The 17882-nt window shown below is 72.7% G+C and carries 16 protein-coding genes and 1 pseudogene; 8 read left to right on the top strand and 9 right to left on the bottom strand.

Annotated features, from left to right (window positions below; genetic code table 11):
• Both ACXN5W_RS09655 and ACXN5W_RS09650 read right to left on the bottom strand, forming a co-directional pair.
• Window positions 1-194 (bottom strand): annotated as a pseudogene (locus ACXN5W_RS09655) (GDSL family lipase); the annotation flags it as partial.
• 14 nt (window positions 195-208) lie between these two features.
• Window positions 209-349, bottom strand: coding sequence for a hypothetical protein (locus ACXN5W_RS09650; protein ID WP_473157838.1), 141 nt, complete (start codon window positions 347-349; stop codon window positions 209-211).
• 459 nt (window positions 350-808) lie between these two features.
• Between ACXN5W_RS09650 and ACXN5W_RS09645 the strand changes: the two genes are divergently transcribed.
• From ACXN5W_RS09645 to ACXN5W_RS09625, 5 genes are all read left to right on the top strand, one after another.
• Window positions 809-964, top strand: coding sequence for a GTP cyclohydrolase I (locus ACXN5W_RS09645; protein WP_473157837.1), 156 nt, complete (start codon window positions 809-811; stop codon window positions 962-964).
• Window positions 965-974: 10 nt separating this feature from the next.
• Entirely contained in the window at window positions 975-2234 is a 1260-nt protein-coding gene (locus ACXN5W_RS09640; protein ID WP_473157836.1) for an NAD(P)/FAD-dependent oxidoreductase, read from the top strand.
• A gap of 145 nt (window positions 2235-2379) precedes the next feature.
• A complete protein-coding gene (locus ACXN5W_RS09635; RefSeq protein WP_473157835.1) occupies window positions 2380-2916 on the top strand; it encodes a GNAT family N-acetyltransferase in 537 nt (178 codons plus the stop codon).
• Window positions 2917-3073: 157 nt separating this feature from the next.
• The gene (locus ACXN5W_RS09630; RefSeq protein WP_473157834.1) at window positions 3074-4189 is read left to right on the top strand and encodes a WD40/YVTN/BNR-like repeat-containing protein; all 1116 of its coding nucleotides are present in this window, start codon (window positions 3074-3076) and stop codon (window positions 4187-4189) included.
• On the top strand, window positions 4186-4482 hold the full coding sequence (locus ACXN5W_RS09625; protein ID WP_473157833.1) for a MoaD/ThiS family protein: 297 nt from the start codon (window positions 4186-4188) through the stop codon (window positions 4480-4482). The genes ACXN5W_RS09630 and ACXN5W_RS09625 overlap by 4 nt, the downstream gene beginning before the upstream one ends.
• 91 nt (window positions 4483-4573) lie before the next feature.
• On the opposite strand, the gene ACXN5W_RS09620 is transcribed toward ACXN5W_RS09625, so the two are convergent.
• From ACXN5W_RS09620 to ACXN5W_RS09610, 3 genes are read right to left on the bottom strand one after another with little or no spacing between them, the layout of a single operon-like run.
• Window positions 4574-5452, bottom strand: coding sequence for a carbohydrate ABC transporter permease (locus tag ACXN5W_RS09620; protein ID WP_473157832.1), 879 nt, complete (start codon window positions 5450-5452; stop codon window positions 4574-4576).
• Window positions 5449-6429 carry a carbohydrate ABC transporter permease gene (locus ACXN5W_RS09615; RefSeq protein WP_473157831.1) on the bottom strand — a complete coding sequence of 327 codons (981 nt, stop codon included), beginning with the start codon at window positions 6427-6429 and terminating at the stop codon, window positions 5449-5451. The genes ACXN5W_RS09620 and ACXN5W_RS09615 overlap by 4 nt, the downstream gene beginning before the upstream one ends.
• Window positions 6430-6436: 7 nt before the next feature.
• On the bottom strand, window positions 6437-7681 hold the full coding sequence (locus ACXN5W_RS09610) for an ABC transporter substrate-binding protein (protein WP_473157830.1): 1245 nt from the start codon (window positions 7679-7681) through the stop codon (window positions 6437-6439).
• Window positions 7682-7870: 189 nt separating this feature from the next.
• Between ACXN5W_RS09610 and ACXN5W_RS09605 the strand changes: the two genes are divergently transcribed.
• Window positions 7871-8890 (top strand): LacI family DNA-binding transcriptional regulator, encoded by a 1020-nt coding sequence (locus tag ACXN5W_RS09605; RefSeq protein ID WP_473157829.1) that lies wholly within the window; start codon window positions 7871-7873, stop codon window positions 8888-8890.
• A 13-nt stretch (window positions 8891-8903) separates the two neighbouring features.
• Window positions 8904-11261 carry a beta-glucosidase gene (locus ACXN5W_RS09600; RefSeq protein ID WP_473157828.1) on the top strand — a complete coding sequence of 786 codons (2358 nt, stop codon included), beginning with the start codon at window positions 8904-8906 and terminating at the stop codon, window positions 11259-11261.
• Window positions 11262-11280: 19 nt separating this feature from the next.
• On the opposite strand, the gene ACXN5W_RS09595 is transcribed toward ACXN5W_RS09600, so the two are convergent.
• From ACXN5W_RS09595 to ACXN5W_RS09580, 4 genes are all read right to left on the bottom strand, one after another.
• Complete coding sequence (locus ACXN5W_RS09595) at window positions 11281-13974, bottom strand: ATP-binding protein (protein ID WP_473157827.1); 2694 nt, start codon at window positions 13972-13974, stop codon at window positions 11281-11283.
• Window positions 13975-14297: 323 nt separating this feature from the next.
• Window positions 14298-15164, bottom strand: a complete 867-nt coding sequence (locus ACXN5W_RS09590; RefSeq protein ID WP_473157826.1) for a hypothetical protein — start codon at window positions 15162-15164, stop codon at window positions 14298-14300.
• On the bottom strand, window positions 15164-15478 hold the full coding sequence (locus ACXN5W_RS09585) for a PadR family transcriptional regulator (RefSeq protein WP_473157825.1): 315 nt from the start codon (window positions 15476-15478) through the stop codon (window positions 15164-15166). The genes ACXN5W_RS09590 and ACXN5W_RS09585 overlap by 1 nt, the downstream gene beginning before the upstream one ends.
• A 125-nt stretch (window positions 15479-15603) precedes the next feature.
• The gene (locus ACXN5W_RS09580; protein WP_473157824.1) at window positions 15604-16677 is read right to left on the bottom strand and encodes an NAD(+)/NADH kinase; all 1074 of its coding nucleotides are present in this window, start codon (window positions 16675-16677) and stop codon (window positions 15604-15606) included.
• Window positions 16678-16835: 158 nt separating this feature from the next.
• On the opposite strand from ACXN5W_RS09580, the gene ACXN5W_RS09575 reads away from it, so the two are divergent.
• Window positions 16836-17798 carry an AbfB domain-containing protein gene (locus ACXN5W_RS09575; RefSeq protein ID WP_473157823.1) on the top strand — a complete coding sequence of 321 codons (963 nt, stop codon included), beginning with the start codon at window positions 16836-16838 and terminating at the stop codon, window positions 17796-17798.
• Window positions 17799-17882: the final 84 nt, after the last annotated feature.

Genomic DNA, 17882 nt, shown 5'->3' with positions numbered 1-17882 from the left:
GCGAGGCGTTGCCAGAGGCCGATGCGGTAGCCGCCGGGGACCTGGGTGCCTTCGGTGATGGAGTCGCCGAGGGGCATGACCCGTACTCCACCGTTGGACTCCGCACTGGCGGTTCCGATCGTCGTCGCCGTGCCGATTCCGGCCATGGCGACCGCGAGGGCCGCCGCGGCGAACCATCGTCGATGTGTACGCATGGAAGCCTCCCTGCTCAGTGGGCGAGGATCGGTTGGGGCCGGCGGATGTCGTCCGGGGTGGGCCGGGCCACCGCGCTGCCGACGCTCCGCGGTTCGGCGATGGTGGATATGGCGATGGTGGATATGGCGATGCTGGCCCTGGCGGGTTGGTACATGGCGAGGGTCCTTCCGTGCGACGCCGGTGGGGAACCGGCGGATCGCCACGTTGCCCGCGGGCCGCGGCGCGAACATGGCATGGGCATGGGGGTGCCCGCCACGCGTCGGGCGCCGGGGACGGAACGTGGGGCAGGTCCGGTGTCCGCTCGGGGCGGCTGGCGCTGGCGGTAGGTCCGGCCTGGCCGCCGACGGGTGGCGGGATGGGGAGCTGTCGTCCCTGCTCCCACCCGCCTTCGTGGTCCGGCGAGCCAGCGGGAGCGTGCCCTTCGCTCCTGGGCGGAAAGATAGCATGTTATCGATAACACGCTCAACTGAGAGCGCTTTCTCCACCGCCCCGCGTACTCCACGGGACACGGGCCCTAGGCCGGAGGCGGCGTCACGAGTTCGACGCAGCAGCGTCCGGGGCGCGGGGCCAGCACGGCGCGGTGGTCCGGGACGGCCAGTCCGGTGAGGAAGGCGTGGTTGAGTCCGCAGACCACCTGTGCATGACCCTGCGCGGGGTGCGGGCCGTCGGCGCCACCACCGTCACCTCCAGCCTGGTGGGCGCGCTGCGGGACGATCCGCGCTCGCACGCCGAGTTCTTCACCCTCGCTGGCCTGCACCCCCGCTCGTAAGGAGTCCACCATGGCTGACCGGCCCGTCCACGTCATCGTCGGCGCCTCGCTGACCGGAGCGAAAGCCGCCGAGGAACTACGCGCCGCCGGCTTCACCGGTCGCGTCCTGTTGATCGGCGCGGAGCGGGAGCGGCCGTACGAACGGCCCCCGCTGTCCAAGGGATACCTGCTCGGCTCCGCGCCGCGGGACAAGGCGTACGTACACGACCCCGGCTGGTACGACGAACACGACGTGGAACTGCTCCTCGGCGTCCGGGCCACCGCGCTCGACCCCGCCGCGCACCTGCTCACCCTGGCCGGTCGTCCTCCGGTGCGCTACGACCGGCTGTTGCTGGCCACCGGCTCCCGGGTGCGCCGCCTCGACGTCCCCGGCGCGACGCTGCCCGGCGTACGGTATCTGCGCGCCCTGTCCGACGCGGACGTCCTGCGGACCGAGCTGCCCGTCGCGCGCCAGGTGGTGGTGGTCGGCGCCGGGTGGATCGGGCTGGAGGCCGCGGCGGCGGCCCGACACCACGGTGCGAACGTGACAGTGGTGGACGCGGACCGGGCGCCGTTGCGGCGCGTGCTCGGCGACGAGGTCGGCGGGGTGTTCGCGGCCCTGCACCGGGCCAACGGCGTCACCGTCCACCTCAACTCAGGGGTACGGGAGTTCCGGGCCGGCGACCACGGCCGGCTCGGCACGGTGGTCCTGATCGACGGCACGGAACTGCCCGCCGATCTGGCCGTCGTCGGTGTCGGCGCGGTCCCGGCCGCCGAGCTGGCCGAACGGGCCGGTCTCGCTGTGGACAACGGCGTGGTGGTGGACGCGGGGTTGCGCAGCAGCCATCCGGACGTCTTCGCGGCTGGCGACGTCGCCGTGGTCGACCACCCGGCGCTGGGTCGGCGGATCCGGGTCGAACACTGGTCCAACGCGCTGAACGGTGGCCGGGCCGCCGCCCACGCGATGCTGGACGAACCAATCCGGTACGACCGGGTTCCGTACTTCTTCACCGATCAGTACGACCTGTGCATGGAGTACGCCGGTTGGGTCGAGCCCGGCGGCCATGACCGGGTGATCTTTCGCGGCGACCCCACCGTCCGGGATGGCAGGGCTCCCGCCTTCCTCGCCTTCTGGCTGGCCGGCGGTCACGTGCTGGCGGGGATGAACGTCAACATCTGGGACCTGCAGGACGACATCCAGGCCCTCGTCCGGGCCGGTTGGGCCGGTCGCGGTGTCGACCCGGTCGAACTGGCCGACCCGGACGTACCCCTGTCCGACCTGGTCCGCTGACGTCCCGGGCGCGTCGTGGGTCGAGCGGAAAGTCCTGCTCACGGTTTGACGCCGAACTCCGGTGCGGTCGCCCGGTCCGGGCGGTGCGCGGTTGCGTACGCTGGCCTGGCCAGCTGCCAACCCGCGTGACCCTGGAGATCGACCCATGACCACCCCCGTGTCCGGCGCCGTCCGGCCCGCCCGCCCCGCCGACGTCGAGCGGCTCGTCGACCTGGTCGAATCGGCGTACCGGGGGGAGCGCAGCCGGGCCGGCTGGACAACCGAGGCGGATCTGCTCAGCGGCCAGCGGGCCGACCCGGAGATGGTCGCCGCCGCGGTCAACCACCCGCGCGGCGTGGTACTGGTCGCCGAGGACGCCACCGGTCTCGTCGGTTGTTGTCAGCTGGAGCGCCGGGACGACCACGCCTACTTCGGGATGTTCGCCGTCTCCCCGCAGCGGCAGGGCGGCGGGCTGGGCCGGGCGCTGCTGACCGAGGCCGAGCGGTTCGCCCGGGACGAGTGGGGTGTCGGCGAGCTGCGGATGACCGTCATCCGGCAACGGACGGACCTGATCGCCTGGTACGAGCGGCGCGGCTACGCGCGTACCGGCGAGGTGCGCCCGTTCCCGTACGGGGAGGAGCGGTTCGGGCTGCCGCTGCGGCCGGACCTGGCGTTCGAGACACTGAGCCGGAAGCTCGACTGAATCTGTCGTACCCGTCGCTGAGACTACGTACCGTCATGAGTTCCGGTCGACCCCAGGTGGGAGGGCCGGAACCGATAACGGCGGGTCACCACCGATGAGTTCCGGTGCGGTGGTCGGTCTGCCGATGAGACGTCGGCAGGGCGAAGGGAATGCGGCTATGACCGGTGTACGGGTACTGGTGGGCACCCGCAAGGGTGCGTTCACGTTGACCTCGGATGGCGGGCGCGGCGCCTGGACGGTGGCCGGACCGCACTTCGGTGGCTGGGAGATATACCACGTCAACGGGTCACCGGCCGACCCGGACCGGCTGTACGCCTCCCAGTCGGGTGGCTGGTTCGGGCAGCTCATCCAGCGTTCCGACGACGGTGGCCGGACCTGGTCCACGGTCGGGAACGACTTCGACTACTCCGGCGAGGTCGGCGAGCACCTGTGGTACGACGGCACCCCCCGGCCGTGGGAGTTCAAGCGCGTCTGGCACCTCGAACCGGCCAGCGACGACCCCGACACGGTGTACGCGGGCGCCGAGGACGCGGCCCTCTACGTCACCCGGGACGGCGGCCACAAGTGGACGGAACTCACCGCGCTACGCCAGCACCCGACCGGCCCGGCCTGGCAGCCGGGGGCGGGCGGGATGTGCCTGCACACGATCATCCTGGACCCGGCCAACCGGGACCGGATCTACGTCGCGATCTCGGCCGCCGGCGCGTTCCGCAGCGATGACGCCGGCGCGAGCTGGCTGCCGATCAACAAGGGGCTGCGGTCCGGGGAGATCCCCGACCAGGACTCCGAGGTCGGGCACTGCGTACACCACATCACCCAGCACCCGTCCCGACCGGACACGCTGTTCATGCAGAAGCACTGGGACGTGCTGCGCAGCGACGACGCGGGCGCGACCTGGCGCGAGGTGAGCGGCAACCTGCCGTCGGACTTCGGGTTCCCGATCGCGGTGCACCCGCACGACCCGGAGACCATCTACGTGGTGCCGATCAAGAGCGACGCCGAGCACTACCCGCCGGAGGGCCGGCTGCGGGTCTACCGCAGCCGCACCGGTGGCGACGAGTGGGAGCCGCTGACCAGGGGTCTCCCGCAGGAGCACTGCTACGTCAACGTCCTGCGGGACGCGATGGCGGTCGACACCCTCGACCCGGCCGGGATCTACTTCGGCACCACGGGTGGTCAGGTCTACCACTCCGCCGACGGCGGTGACAGCTGGGCGCCGATCGTCCGGGACCTGCCGGCCGTGCTCTCGGTGGAAGCCCAGGTGCTGCCGTGACCCGGGTCGTCCTGCCGGCGCACCTGAAGACCCTGGCCCGGGTCAGCGGCGAGGTACGGCTCGACGTCGCCGGGCCGGTCACCCAGCGCCGGGTGCTGGACGCGCTGGAGGCGCGGTACCCGGCGCTGGTCGGCACGATGCGGGACCGTGCCACCGGCCGCCGCCGGCCGCTGGTCCGGTTCTACGCCTGCGAGGAGGACCTGTCCAACGCCCCGCCCGACGATCCGCTGCCCGATCGGGTGGTCAGCGGCGCGGAGCCGTTCATCATCCTCGGGGCGATGGCCGGCGGGTAGCCGCCCGGGTGACCGACGGGTAGCCGCCCCCGGGCGGCAGACCGCCGCCCGGGGTGGTGGGCGGCGGTCTGCCGGGGTGACCGGCGTCCGCTCAGCCCTTCACCGAGCCGGTGAGTCCACCGACGATCCGGCGCTCGGCGAGCAGGAAGAACACCAGCGCCGGCAGCATGGACATCGCGGTGAAGGCGAGGATCCGGGCGAGGTCCTGCGAGTACTGGGTCTGGAACATGGCCACGCCGAGCGGCAGGGTGAAGCTCGTCGGACTGCTGAACACGAGGAACGGCAGCAGGTAGGCGTTCCAACTGGCCACGAACGCGAGCACGGCGACGGTCGCCAGCGCCGGCCGGGACAGCGGCAGCAGGATCCGCCAGAAGAAGACCAGCCGGCTCGCGCCGTCCACCACCGCGGCGTCCTCGATCTCGCCGGGGATGGCACGCATGAACGGGCGCAGGATCACGATCGTGATCGGCAGGGAGAACGCCGCCTCGGGCAGGACGACACCGAGCGGGTTCTCCAGCAGGCCCATCTGGCGCAGCAGCAGGTACAGCGGCAGGGCCGCGGCGGTCAGCGGGAACAGCAACCCGACGGTGAACAGCGCGTACAGCGCCTCGCGTCCGGGGAAGACGTACCGGGACAGCGCGAACGCGGCCATCGCGCCGAACCCGACCGCGAGGACGGTGGCCAGGACGGCGATCAGGGCGCTGTTGCCCAACAGCCGCCAGAAGTAGCTGTTGCCGGCCACCGCGGTGTAGTTGTCGCCGACCCACGGGTTCGGCAACCCGGTCGGCGCCGAGTTGATCTGCGCGTTGGTCCGGAAGCCCCCGATGATGGTGAACAGCAGCGGTACCACGGTCACCCCGACCACCACGATGGCCACCAGGTAGGCCAGCAGGTTTCTCGGCCGCGGCATCCGGCCGGGTCGCCGGGCCGCCGGCCCGGCGACCGCCCGCGCGTCGGTGACCATGGTCATCCACCCACCATCCGGGTAAGCGCGCCGTCGGTGTCCCGGCGCAGTACGAAACGCTGGTAGAGCAGGGCGAACACGAAACAGACCACGAACAGCACCACGGACACGGCGCTGCCGTAGCCGAACTGGTACCGCTTGAAGCCGTGGTCGACCAGGTAGGTGGCCATGGTCGCCGAGCCGTTGGCCGGACCGCCCAGCGTCATGATCCAGACGATGTCGAACAGTTGCAGCGAGCCGATGATGGACAGGAAGACCCAGATCCGGATGGTCGGACCGAGCAGCGGCAGCGTGATCCGTCGGGTGGCCTGCCAGGCGCCGGCGCCGTCGATCGCGGCGGCCTCGTGCAGCTCGCCCGGGATCCCCTGGAGCCCGGCCAGCAGCAGGATGATGCCCCAACCGATGTACTTCCAGGTGATCACCACGAACAGCGTGTAGAGCACGATCCGGCTGTCGGCCAGCCACTGGTGGATCAGGCTGCCCAGGCCCACCGCCTGCAACACCCGGTCGACGAAGCCCTCCGGCTGGAGCATCAGTGACCAGACCACGGCGGTGATCGCCTCGGACAGCACGTACGGGGCGAACACCACCAGCCGGAGCGCGGCCCGGCCCCGGATGCGCCGGTTGAGCAGCATGGCCAGCCCGATGGACAGCGGGAGCTGGACCACCATGGACAGGCCGGCGATGATCAGGTTGTGCCCGATCGCCTTGTGGAAGACGTCGTCGGTCAACGCCCGGCGGTAGTTCTGCAGGCCCACCATGTCCTGCGGGGGCCCGAAGCCGGTCCACTTGTAGGCGCTGTAGTAGACGGCCACCCCGATCGGGACGATCACGAAGCCGACGAACAGCAGCAGCGCGGGTGTCAGGAGCAGGACCAGTTCGGCCCGTCGGCGCAGCCGGCCGGCCGGCAGCGTGGACACGCGGCCGGCCGACGCCCGGGTGACGGGCGGGGTTGCGGGACGACTGATCGTCCGGTTCGCCATCACGACCTCACTGGTCCGCGGCCGCCTTGTTGGCTGCCGCGACGATGCCCTCTGGTGAACCCTGCCCGGCGAAGTAGTTCGCGATCGCGTCGTTCAGCGCCTGCCCGACGCTGGTGGGCAGCGCCTGGTCGAAGTACAGCTGGAGATACGGTGCGGACTGCAACGAGGACAGGACCTGCTTGAGCGACGAGTCGGAGATCGCGCCGTTCGCCGCCGGGTTGGACGGCAGGGTGGCGGTCTGGGTCTGCACCAGCTTCGTCTGCACCTCGCTGCTAGCGAGGTACTTCAGGAAGTCGGGGCAGGCCGCCGTCGCCTTGGTGGTGCAGGAGAAGCCGTCGCCGCCCCCGAGGACCGCGCCGGAGCCACCGGCACCGCCGGTCACCGCCGGGAACGGGAACCAGCCCAGCTTCGAGGCGAAGTTCTTGTCCTCGGCCAGCGGGATCATCGTGGGCAGTTCCCAGTCGCCCTGCAACTCCATGGCGGCCTTACCGTTGGCCACCAGCCCTTCCGAGCTGCCCGCGCCCTGCTGGGCGGTCGAGCCGAGGAAGCCGGTCTGGAAGGGCTTGCTGTCCAGCAGCGCCTTCAGGTCCTGGCCGGCCTTGGTGAAGCAGGGGTCCTCCAGCTTGACCGCCTTCATCGACGACTGGATGACCTCCTTCGAGCATTCCCGGATGGCGAAGTAGTCCCACCAGTAGGCGTCCGGCCACTTGTCCTTGCCGCCCAGCGCCACCGGGGTGATGTTGGCGGCCTTCAGCTTGGCGACGGCCGAGTTGAACTCCTCCATGGTGGTCGGCGGCTGCTGGATGCCGGCCCGCTGGAACAGGTCCTTGCGGTACCAGAAGCCGACCACGTGCAGGTCGAACGGAATGCCGTACTGCTTGCCGTCGACCTGCCAGCCGGCCGCGGCGTTGCCGAGCTGCCCGATCCAGTCCTTGACCGCGTCGGAGATGTCCATCAACTTGCCGGACTGGAGCTGCGTCGCCTCGGCGCCACCACCCCACTGCTGGTATATGCTCGGCGGATCGCTGGACTGCAACGCCAGCGGCACCTTCGTGGGGAACTGCTCGTTCTGCATCGGTTCCACTTTGAACGTGACGTTCGGGTGGGCGGCGTGGTAGGCGTCGGCCAACGACTGCCAGACACTCTTGGCAGGATCGTCGGTGCCGTTGTGCCACCAGGTCAGCGTCACCGGGCCGCTCGCGTCGGTCGGCTTGTCGGAACTTGACGAACAGCCACCCACGGCCGTCGCCATCAGTACCGTCAACGTCGTTGCGAGCGCACCCCACCTATTACGGACGCGCACATGGGCCTTCATGTCGCTCATCTCCTGGGGATGTGGGGTCCCGCCGTCGGCCGGGCCCTTCATAGCGGGAGAGTTTGCACGCATGTTGCAGTGATGTCAATCGTTGTCGATAACGTTATCGAAAGCTATCCTCGCGCCGTGGAGCTGACTCCTCGCGTAACAATCCGGGACGTCGCCCAGCGCGCCGGTGTCTCGGTGGCGACCGTGTCCAAGGTGATCAACGGCCGGTACGGCGTCTCGGCCGCCACCGCCGCACATGTCCAAGAGGTGATCCGCGAGGTCGGGTACGAGGCCAGCCTGGTCGCGCAGAGTCTGCGTAACCACCGCACCAACGTGATCGGCATCCTGGTCGCCGATCTGGAACCGTTCAGCACCGAACTGCTCAAGGGTGCCGCCGACGCGATCCGGGGTTCCGGGTTCGAGCTGGTGGTGTACTCCGCGGGGGGCCGGGCCGTCGAGCGGGAGGGCTGGGAGCGGCGGTACCTCACCCGGCTGTCCGGGACGCTGATCGACGGCGCGGTGCTGGTCACCCCGACCGTCGTGGACGTCAGCTATGGTGCGCCGGTGGTAGCCGTCGATCCGCACACCGGCCCGACCGGGTTGCCGACCGTCGACTCGGACAACCTCAAGGGTGCCCAGGTCGCCGTCGAGTACCTGCTCGGGCTGGGGCACCGCCGCGTCGCGATGGTCACCGGCCGGCCCGACCTGCAATCCGCCCAGCTCCGCGAGGACGGTTACCGGCAGGCGATGGCCGCGGCCGGGGTCGAGGTCACCACGGACATGGTCCAGACCGGCGGCTACGACGCGGAGCGGTCGGCCCAGGCCGCCCGGACCCTGCTGCGTACCGCGGAGCCACCGACCGCCATCTTCGCGGCGAACGACGTCTCCGCCATCGTCACCGTCAGCGTCGCCGCCGAACTCGGCCTGCGGGTCCCCGAGGACCTGTCCGTGGTCGGCTTCGACAACGTGCCCGACTCCGCGCTCTGCACCCCGCCCCTGACCACCGTCGAGCAGCCGATCCACGAGATGGGCCGGCTGGCCACCGAGACGCTCATCAAGCTCATCCGCGGCGAACCGGTGGACCGCTCGCACGTCACGCTGCCCACCAGCCTCGTCGTCCGGCGGTCCAGCGCGGCCCCACCGACCCGGTCTCACTGAACGGACTACCACTGTGTCCCTGGACAGCAGCGTCTCCGCCGGCACCTGGCGCGACCGTACCCTCACCACCGACGAGCGGGTGGCCGACCTCATGGGGCGGCTGACCGACCGGGAGAAACTCGCCCAGCTGTACGCGGTGTGGGTCGACGTCGACGCCGGCGGCGGCGTGGTGGCCCCGAACCAGGAGGCGCGCTCGGAGCAGCTGAACGACTGGCAGGACGTGGTGGGCCACGGGATCGGGCAGATCACCCGCGCGTACGGCACCATGCCGGTGGCGCCGGTGGAGGGGGCCCGCCGGTTGGCGTCGCTGCAACGCCAGATCGTCGCGGCGAACCGGTTCGGCATACCGGCCCAGGTGCACGAGGAGTGCCTGACCGGCCTGGCCGCCTGGCAGGCCACCGCGTACCCCGCGCCGCTGTGCTGGGGCGCCAGCTTCGACCCGGAGCTGGTGGCGCAGATGGGCGCCCGGATCGGCGGCCTGATGCGCCGGCTGGGCGTGCACCAGGGACTCGCGCCGGTGCTCGACGTGGTCCGGGACCTGCGCTGGGGGCGGGTGGAGGAGACCATCGGCGAGGACCCGTACCTGGTCGGCACGATCGGCGGAGCGTACGTGCGCGGGCTGGAGTCGGCCGGCGTGGTGGCGACGCTCAAGCACTTCGTCGGGTACTCCGCCGGCCGGGCCGGTCGCAACCTCGCCCCGGTCTCGATCGGCCGGCGTGAACTCGTGGACATCCTGCTCCCGCCGTTCGAGATGGCGCTGCGGGCCGGCGCCCGGTCGGTGATGGCCAGCTACTGCGACCTCGACGGCGTGCCGACCGCCGCCGACCCGGACGTGCTGACCGCACTGCTGCGGGACGAGTACGGGTTCACCGGCACCGTCGTTTCGGACTACTTCTCGATCGCCTTCCTGCACGAACTGCACGGGGTGGCGGGCGACCGGGGCGCGGCGGCCGGTCTCGCCCTGACGGCCGGCGTCGACATCGAACTGCCCGCCGTCGACTGCTACGGCGAGCCGCTGCTGGCCGAGCTGGCGGCCGGTCGGGTGGATCCCGCGCTGGTGGACCGGGCGCTGCACCGGGTGCTCACCCAGAAGTGCGACCTGGGCCTGCTGGACGAGGACTGGTCGGCCGACCCGCCGCTGCTCGACGAGCCCGCACCGGCGCTCGACGACCCGACGTCGCGGGAACTCGCCGGCCGGCTGGCCCGGCGGTCGATAGTGCTGCTGCGCAACGAGCCGACCGGCCCGGACGGCGCGCCGGCCCTGCCGCTGGCCCCCGGCCGGCGGGTGGCCGTCGTCGGACCCAACGCGCACACCCCGGCCGCCATGCTCGGCTGCTACTCGTTTCCCCGGCACGTCGGCGTCCACCACCCGGACCTGGACACCGGGGTGGACATCCCGACCGTGCTGGACGCGCTGCGGGCCGACCCGGCCGGGTACGACCTGCGCCACGCGCCGGGTTGCCCGGTGCTCGGCGGTGACGACGCGGGGATCGCCGACGCGGCGCGGCTGGCGGCCGAGGCCGACGTGTGTGTCGCGGTGCTGGGCGACGCCGCCGGCCTGTTCGGCGGTGGCACGTCGGGGGAGGGGTGCGACGCCACCGACCTGCGGCTACCCGGTCGCCAGGAGGAACTGCTGGAGGCGCTGCTGGCCACCGGCACCCCGGTGGTGCTGGTGCTGCTCGTCGGCCGCCCGTACGAACTGGGCCGGCAGGTCGACCGGCTGGCCGCCGTGGTGTGCGGCTTCTTCCCGGGTGAGGAGGGCGGCCCGGCGCTGGCCGACATCCTGTCCGGTCGGGTCGATCCGACGGGCCGGCTGCCGGTCGGCTTCCCCGGCACCGGAGCCAACCAGCCGGCGACGTATCTGGCACCCCGGCTGGGTGGACGCAACGACGTCAGCACCGTCGACCCGACCGCGCTGTTCCCGTTCGGGCACGGCCTGTCGTACGCCCGGGTCACCTGGGCCGACGTCCGGCGGGACTCTCCGGAACAGTGGCCGACCGACGGGGCGGCCGAGTTGTCGGTGACCCTGCACAACGACGCCGCCATCCCGACGAGCGAGGTGGTCCAGGTCTACCTGCACCAGCCGGTCGCCGAGGTGGCCCGGCCGCGGCAACTGCTGGTCGCCGTCGCCCGGGTGGACCTGGCACCGGGGGAACGACGGAGCGTCCGGTTCACCCTGCACGCCGACCTGACCTCGTACGCGGGTCGCTCCGGGCGGCGGCTGGTCGACACCGGCGCGGTCGAGCTGTGGGTCGGCCGGTCCAGCACCGACATCCACGCCCGGTTCGGGTTCACCCGCACCGGCCCGCGCCGGTACGTCGGCCACGACCGGGTCCTGAACGCGGAGGTCCACCACACGGTGGTCCGGTAGGGGCGCCGGCCGGCCGGGTTCACCAGACGCGGGGCAGCGCGCCGGTCCCCGGACGGTTCGTCGGTCGCAGCCCGAGCGCCGGTGACGGCAGCCCGGGGTCGGCCAGCCGGTGGCGGTGCGGATCGGCGCGGTCGAGCCGGACCCGCAGGGACGCCGCCTCCCGCTCGGTCCGCGCCGCGCCCGCCGGGTCGCCGGCCGCCCGCCTGGCCGTGGCCAACAGGTCCAGCGCGGACGACAGCCAGTAGGGCGCGCCGATCCGCCGCCAGATCGTCACCGCCTGGGCGGCCCGGACCCACGCCTGGTCCGGCCGGTCCTGGAGCGTGGCGTTGGCCAGGCCGGCGAGCGCGGCGGCCTCTCCCCAGGCGTTGCCGAACTCGCGGTACACCCGCAGGCTGTCCACGAGCAGCTGCCGACCCTCCAGGTGCCGGTCCTGCCGGATGTAGACGTCGCCGAGCCAGCAGGCGGCGTGGACGGCGGCGAGCCGGTCCCCGATGTCCGTGCTGATCGTCCGGGCCTCGGTGAACCTCTCGACCGCCCGGTCGAAGTCACCCTGGGCGCGGTGCAACTGACCGAAGCAGCGCAACGCCTGGGCCTGCCCCGGCCGGTACCTGGCCACCTCGCTGCGCCGCAGCGCCTCGGTGAAGTGCTGGTGCGCGGTGGCGGGCCGGCCGCATTCCAGATGGATCACCCCGATGCCGCTGACCGCGTACACCAGGCAGTTCATGTTGTCGCTCCGGCGGCTCAGCTCGATGGACCGGGTGAAGTGGGCGAGCGCGGGCCCGTACCGGCCGAGCAGCCGGCACACGTAGGCCAGGCCGGCGGTGGCGGCGGCCGTGTACGCCGGTTCGTCGGCCGGATCCTCCCGCAGCGCCGCCTCGAAGTGGCCGACGGCGTCGACGTAGCGGTCCTGGATGGTGTCCAACTCGCCGAGGCCGCGGTGCAGCTTGACCGCCACGGACCCGCCGGCGTGCGGGCCTCCGGCCGCGGCGAGCGCCCGGCTCTGCAACCGTCGCCACACGTCGAACTCGCTGCGTACCTGTAGCCCGGTGGTCATCGCGGCGGCCAGCGAGCAGGCCAGCTCCGTCGCGTCGCCGTCCAGACCCTGTTCGACGGTGCTGACCAGGAAACCGCGCTCCCGGTCGAACCAGTCGAGCGGGTCGGCCAGCAGGGTCGCCCGGTCGGCCGTGCCCAGCGCCCAGTGCTGCCGGTCCCGGGCCACCACGCCCTGGAAGTCGGCGCTCAGCCGTGCGTCGGCCTCCTGCGCCAGGTCGAGGCACGCGCCCAACATCCGGCGTAGCCCGGCGACGACGACCGTCGTCGGCTCGTCCGCGGCGGCGCGTTCCTGCGCGAAGACCCGGACGAGGTCGTGCAGCCGGTACCGTACGCCGGTCCGACCGACGGCGGTGGCGTGGACGAGGTGCACCTCGACCAGCTCGTCCAGCAGTCGGTCGGCGTGCGCGGTATCGGCGTCCAGCAGGGCGGCCAGGGCCCAGGACCCGAAGCTGTCGGCCCGGATCAACCCGAGCCAGCGCAGCGCGCGCCGCACCTCCGGGCGCAGCCCGTGGTACGTCAACTCCAGGCTGGCCCGTACCGCCACGTCACCGACCGCCAGCTCGTCCAACCGGCGCCGCTCGTCGGCCAGCGCCTGGGCCAGCGTCGCGAGCGACCGGTGTGGCCGGCTCGCCAGCCGGGCACCGGCCACCCAGACCGCCAGGGGCAGCCGACCGCACCGGTCGACGATGGCCCGGGCCCGGTCCGGCTCGGCGCGTACCCGGGCGTCGCCGACCGCCGCGTCGAGCAGTTCGAGGGCCTCGTCGGTGGAGAGCATGCCGATGGGCAGCCGGATCCCGTCGAGGTCGGCCAGCCTGGTCCGGCTGGTCACGACGGCCGCGCAGTCCCGACCGCTGGGCATCAGGTCACGGACCTGCGCGGCGTCGGCGGCGTCGTCGAGCACCACGAGCACCCGGCGGCGGGCGAGCAGGGTCCGGTACAGGTGCAGCCGGTTGGTGGGATCCATCGGTACGGCCGCACCACGCACACCCAGCGCGCGGAGAAATCCGCCCAGCACCTCACTGGGGCTGGCCGGATGGGACGTGGCGCCGTGCAACTCCGCGTACAACTGCCCGTCCGGGAACCGGGCCGCGCACTCGTGCCCGACCCGGATCGCGAAGCTGGTCTTCCCCACCCCGGCCGGCCCGGTGACCAGCACCGTCGGCAGTGGACTGCGGTCGCCGGTCAACGCCTGCCGGGCCGTCCGGGTCTCGGTGGCGCGGCCAACCAGCAACGGCCGGTCCGGCGGCAGCAGACAGGGCGGGTCACCGGCGGGCAGGTCGGGTCCACCCGCGGGCAGGTCCGGGCCGCCGACGGGTGGTTCGGGGCTCTCGCCCGGAACACCGGCGGGCGGGTCCGGGTCGGCACCCGGGGGACCGACGGCGATGCGCTTGCGGGCGGCCACCCAGCGGGCCACCGCCGCGTCGTCCAGACCGCACGCGCGGACGAAGGCGGCCACCAGTTCCTCGCGGGGCAGGCCGGTCCGGGCCAGCATGGTGGCCATCGTGCTCGGCGGCAGTTGGTCGCCCACGGTGCGGGCCGTGGCCGCGAGCTGGCGGAAGGACCGCCCCGACCACTTCCGCAACGATCGCAGCTCCCGGACGAACTCGGCCGGCGTGGCACATCCGTCCGCCACGGGCGGATCGGCGGAGTCGCCGATCACCCGCCACCCCCCGCTCCGAGCCGTCGCGTGCCACGGTCCATGGATACCTCCCCGTCCGATCCAAGACCGACATCCCTACCGTACGCCGTCCCCGCCGCTACTCCCGGTTCGTGTCCAATTCCTGGTACGTGCTGCCAAATGTCCTGGTAGGACGCCCATCGCCGTGTTCCGGTCCGTTCGAAAGCATTCGGGGTCACTCGGGATAGTGGTACAGATCGATCGCGGATGGCAAGGCTCGACTCCAGTACGCCGGGACGCTCGACTCCGGTACGCCGGGACGGCGGTGGGGGTCGACCGTTGCGTCACGGGTGCCGCGGCGGCGGTCACCGGCGGGAGACCCGCCCCGGCCGACCGGGGAGGTGGCCGGGCGACGCGACCCGGCCGAGGGTGAACGCGGTGCAGGCGGTCAGCAGCGCGGGCAGGCCCTTCAACGTCTCGGCCAGCTCGGTGGCGACGCGCGGCGTACCGAAGTCGTACCCGGTCACCACGGTGGGATACCAGCGACAGGACGCGACGAGCACGTTGGACGGCGGCTCGGCGCCCGCGTACGCCACGAAACTGAGGTCCAGGACGGCGAGCCCGGCCAGCGCCACCAGCACGGCGGTGACCGGCCACGGCACGCGGGGGGAGAACCGCCGGACGGCGCCGACCAGCGCGGTCAGCAGCAGACACCACACGGCCGTTCCGGTCGCGACGGCGGCCCGGGCCGCCCCGAGCGCCGCACCCACGAGGGGCAGCGCGGACAGCGCGAGGACGCCGAGGGCGAGCAGGGCGGGAACGGCCGCCGGCCGGCCCCCCCGGTGGCTCGCCCGTCGACCCAGCCAGGCCGCCGCGCCGCTGACCGGCACGACCGCCAGGGCCACCACGGCGCCGACGAACGACTGGCTGGCGTCGGCCGCGACGGTGGCCACGGTGAGCACGCCGACCGAGGCGACGGTGAGCAGGGCCGCGCCCAACAGCGGCGGGACGGCCAGGATCCCGGCCGACCGGCGGGCGTACGACCGGAGCCGGGGAGTCTCGACCACTCGACGTTCATGCAGCGCGCACCGGGCGACGTCGGCCAGGTCGCGCAGCGGTCGCGGCGAGCGGTGCAGCAGCAGCTCGATCTCCTCGCCGTAGCGGTCCCGCACCGCTCGCGGGTACAACGCCAGCACGAGCCGGATCAGCCTGGCCCGGTCGCCCGGCGACATCAGGCCAGCCCCAGGCGGGTGAGGCCCCGGGTGGCCATCGAGCGCATCCGCCGCAACTCCACGCCGAGCGCATCCCGGCCACTGTCGGTCAGCCGGTACGGCTTGCGCCGATCCACGGGCGGCAGGGCCTCGATGTAGCCGCGGTCCTCCAGTCGGCGGATCGCGCCGTACAGCGTGCCCGGTCCGGGTCGCTCCCGGGTCAACTCGGCGATGTCCTGCTGGATGGCGTACCCGTGAGCCGGGCCGTCCGCCAGACTGATCATGATCAGCAGAGCCGGTTCGGAGAACCGGCCGAGTTCCGCCAGGCCCACCACCGACGCCTCCCCGCTATTACGTCGGGCGTACTACTTTGGGCGTAGTATTGGCGTCCGATCGAGGTGTGTCAACGGCGGGTGGACCGGCTCAGCCGTCGCCACCCGGTCAACCGTCGCCGCCCGGCTCAACCGTCGCCGCCCGGCTCGCCGGGGCCGCGCAGGTGCAGGTGGGCCAGGGAGGGCGGGACCGGTCGGCTGGGCCGGAAGCTCGCCGGCGCGGTGCCGTCGGCCGCGGCGGCGGTGGCGTCGGCGATCCGGAACCGGTCGCGCACCCGGCCGAAGAAGTCGGGCTCAGCCAGCCGGACGAGCCGGGCCGGGTGCGGCGCCGCGTACACGGTGACCCAGTCGCCCGGGTCGAGCACGCCGCGGACCTGCCCGTCCACCGACACGGCCACCCGGCCGCTGTAGTCGAGCACCCGTACCGCCGCGGGTTCGTCACCGGCCAGGACCAGGCTGCGGTCGAAGGCCATGTGCGCGGCCACCGGTGTCACGACGATGGCCGCCGCGCGCGGCGACACCACCGGGCCACCGGCCGCGAAGGAGTACGCGGTCGACCCGGTCGGGGTGGCCACCACCAGCGCGTCGGCCGAGTACGAGGCGAACCGCCGGCTGTCGAGATAGACGGCCAGGCTGGCCTGCCGGTCCCGGCTCAGCTTCTCGAAGACGACGTCGTTGAGCGCGGTGATGTCCAGCCCGACCCCCCAGTCGACGTGCTCCGCGCTGCCGTTGCGGACCGGTGGCGGCTGCAGCGTCGGACCCCGCCCGTACCGCAGCAGGGCCTCGACCTCGTCGGGCATCTCCATCGGCCGGCTGGCCCGCATGGTGAGGGTCAGTCGCCGTTCGATGACCGCCCGGCCCTCCTCGTACGCCAGGATCGCCTCGACCGCCCGCTCGGCGGGAATCTCGGTGAGGAAGCCGACCCGGCCCACGTCGACGCCGAGCACGGGAACGTCGGCGACCGCGGCGACCCGCATGCCACGCAGGAATGTGCCGTCACCACCCACGGTGACGATCAGATCCAGCGCACCGGCTGCGGCCGCCTCCTCCCGGGCGTGCCGTCGACGGGCGCTGTCGCTCCACACGTCCAACCGAACGGTCCGGACCTGCCGATCGGCCGCCCAGTTCGCGATCACCGTCGCGGTCTCGACGGCGCGTGGCTTGCCGCCGTGGATCACCAGCCCGATCCGGCTCAGGGTCATGGTGCCATTGTGGTCGCCGACCCGGGCGAAGTCTGCGGCAGGTCCGGATCCGCCGCCCGCCGAAGGGGGGAGCAGGGGGGTGCTTTTCGGTCATCCAAGTGTCACAATCCCACATCTGCGGGTGGGCCATGGCCGGGTAACCGGGGATGGGGAAGCAAATGTCCGATGACGACGTCAGTGACAACAGTCTGCGCGTCGGCGGGTGGCTGCCCTCGTACGACCCACCGGGTCGACACCTGAAACCGCAGCCGGTGACCGACCCACCGGCCCGGTCCACGTCCGGTCGGTCGACCGGAGCACCTCCCATCGACCTGTTCGCGGTCGGCCCGGCCACCGCGCCGACCCGCCGGCCCATCGCCCTCGCCGGCCTGGTCGCGCTGTCACTGGTGGTCCTGGTCACCGCCGGGATCGGCCGGCGGGACGGAGCCGGGCCGCTGTTCGGGGACGCTCCCGCCGTCCCCGCCGTGGGACCGTCGGCGGCGGCGGTGAGCGAGAACCAGAACGGTGCTCCGGGTTCCCCGTCGGACCCGGCGCCGTCCGGGTCGGCCGACCCCGCGACCGGCCCGCTCCGCACGGCGGGCCGCGCCGTACCGAGGAACCCGTTGAGCGATCCGGTCCGGGTGCCACCGCCGGCCCCGCACCAGACCCGCACCGAGCCGCCCACCGTGGACACCGGATTGACCGTCGGAACCCGGGTCGGGCTCGCGCCGGCCAGCCAGCCCGGACTTCGGGTCCGGCACCGCGACTTCGTCGGACGGGTCGACGCGATCGGACCGACCAGCGGCGTGGCGGACCGCGCCGACTCGACCTTCGCCGTCCGGGCCGGCCTGGCCGATCCGCGGTGCGTGTCCTTCGAGTCGGTCAACTTCCCCGGATACTTCCTGCGGCACCAGAACTTCCAGCTCCTCCTGCACCAGCGCGACGGCTCGGGACTGTTCGCGGCGGACGCCACCTTCTGCCCGGTCACCGGGCTGAGCGGCCAGCACACCTCGTTCCGGTCCCTCAACTTCCCCGACCGCTACCTGCGGCACCGCGAGCAGCGGATCTACCTCGACCCGATCGACGGCTCCGCCGCGACCCGCGCGGCGGCCACCTTCGCCGTCCGGCCGGGGCTGGGCTGAACGGCCGTTGGTCAGGTTCGGCACCGTACCGCCGTAACGGTTCCGCCCCGGGCACTCCGCCGATCCGGCGGGGCCCGGGGCGGC

This window comes from Plantactinospora sp. A48, from assembly GCF_055793945.1.
This window is presented reverse-complemented; position numbering and strand designations above follow the sequence as displayed.

What these genes read in the sequence shown, in the direction of transcription:
- ACXN5W_RS09575 (WP_473157823.1), top strand. Translation starts at nt 16,836, where the DNA reads ATGTCCGATGACGACGTCAGTGACAACAGTCTGCGCGTCGGCGGGTGG.
- ACXN5W_RS09620 (WP_473157832.1), bottom strand. Translation starts at nt 5,452, where the DNA reads ATGACCATGGTCACCGACGCGCGGGCGGTCGCCGGGCCGGCGGCCCGG.
- ACXN5W_RS09590 (WP_473157826.1), bottom strand. Translation starts at nt 15,164, where the DNA reads ATGTCGCCGGGCGACCGGGCCAGGCTGATCCGGCTCGTGCTGGCGTTG.
- ACXN5W_RS09630 (WP_473157834.1), top strand. Translation starts at nt 3,074, where the DNA reads ATGACCGGTGTACGGGTACTGGTGGGCACCCGCAAGGGTGCGTTCACG.
- ACXN5W_RS09580 (WP_473157824.1), bottom strand. Translation starts at nt 16,677, where the DNA reads ATGACCCTGAGCCGGATCGGGCTGGTGATCCACGGCGGCAAGCCACGC.
- ACXN5W_RS09615 (WP_473157831.1), bottom strand. Translation starts at nt 6,429, where the DNA reads ATGGCGAACCGGACGATCAGTCGTCCCGCAACCCCGCCCGTCACCCGG.
- ACXN5W_RS09640 (WP_473157836.1), top strand. Translation starts at nt 975, where the DNA reads ATGGCTGACCGGCCCGTCCACGTCATCGTCGGCGCCTCGCTGACCGGA.
- ACXN5W_RS09610 (WP_473157830.1), bottom strand. Translation starts at nt 7,681, where the DNA reads ATGGCGACGGCCGTGGGTGGCTGTTCGTCAAGTTCCGACAAGCCGACC.
- ACXN5W_RS09650 (WP_473157838.1), bottom strand. Translation starts at nt 349, where the DNA reads ATGTACCAACCCGCCAGGGCCAGCATCGCCATATCCACCATCGCCATA.
- ACXN5W_RS09635 (WP_473157835.1), top strand. Translation starts at nt 2,380, where the DNA reads ATGACCACCCCCGTGTCCGGCGCCGTCCGGCCCGCCCGCCCCGCCGAC.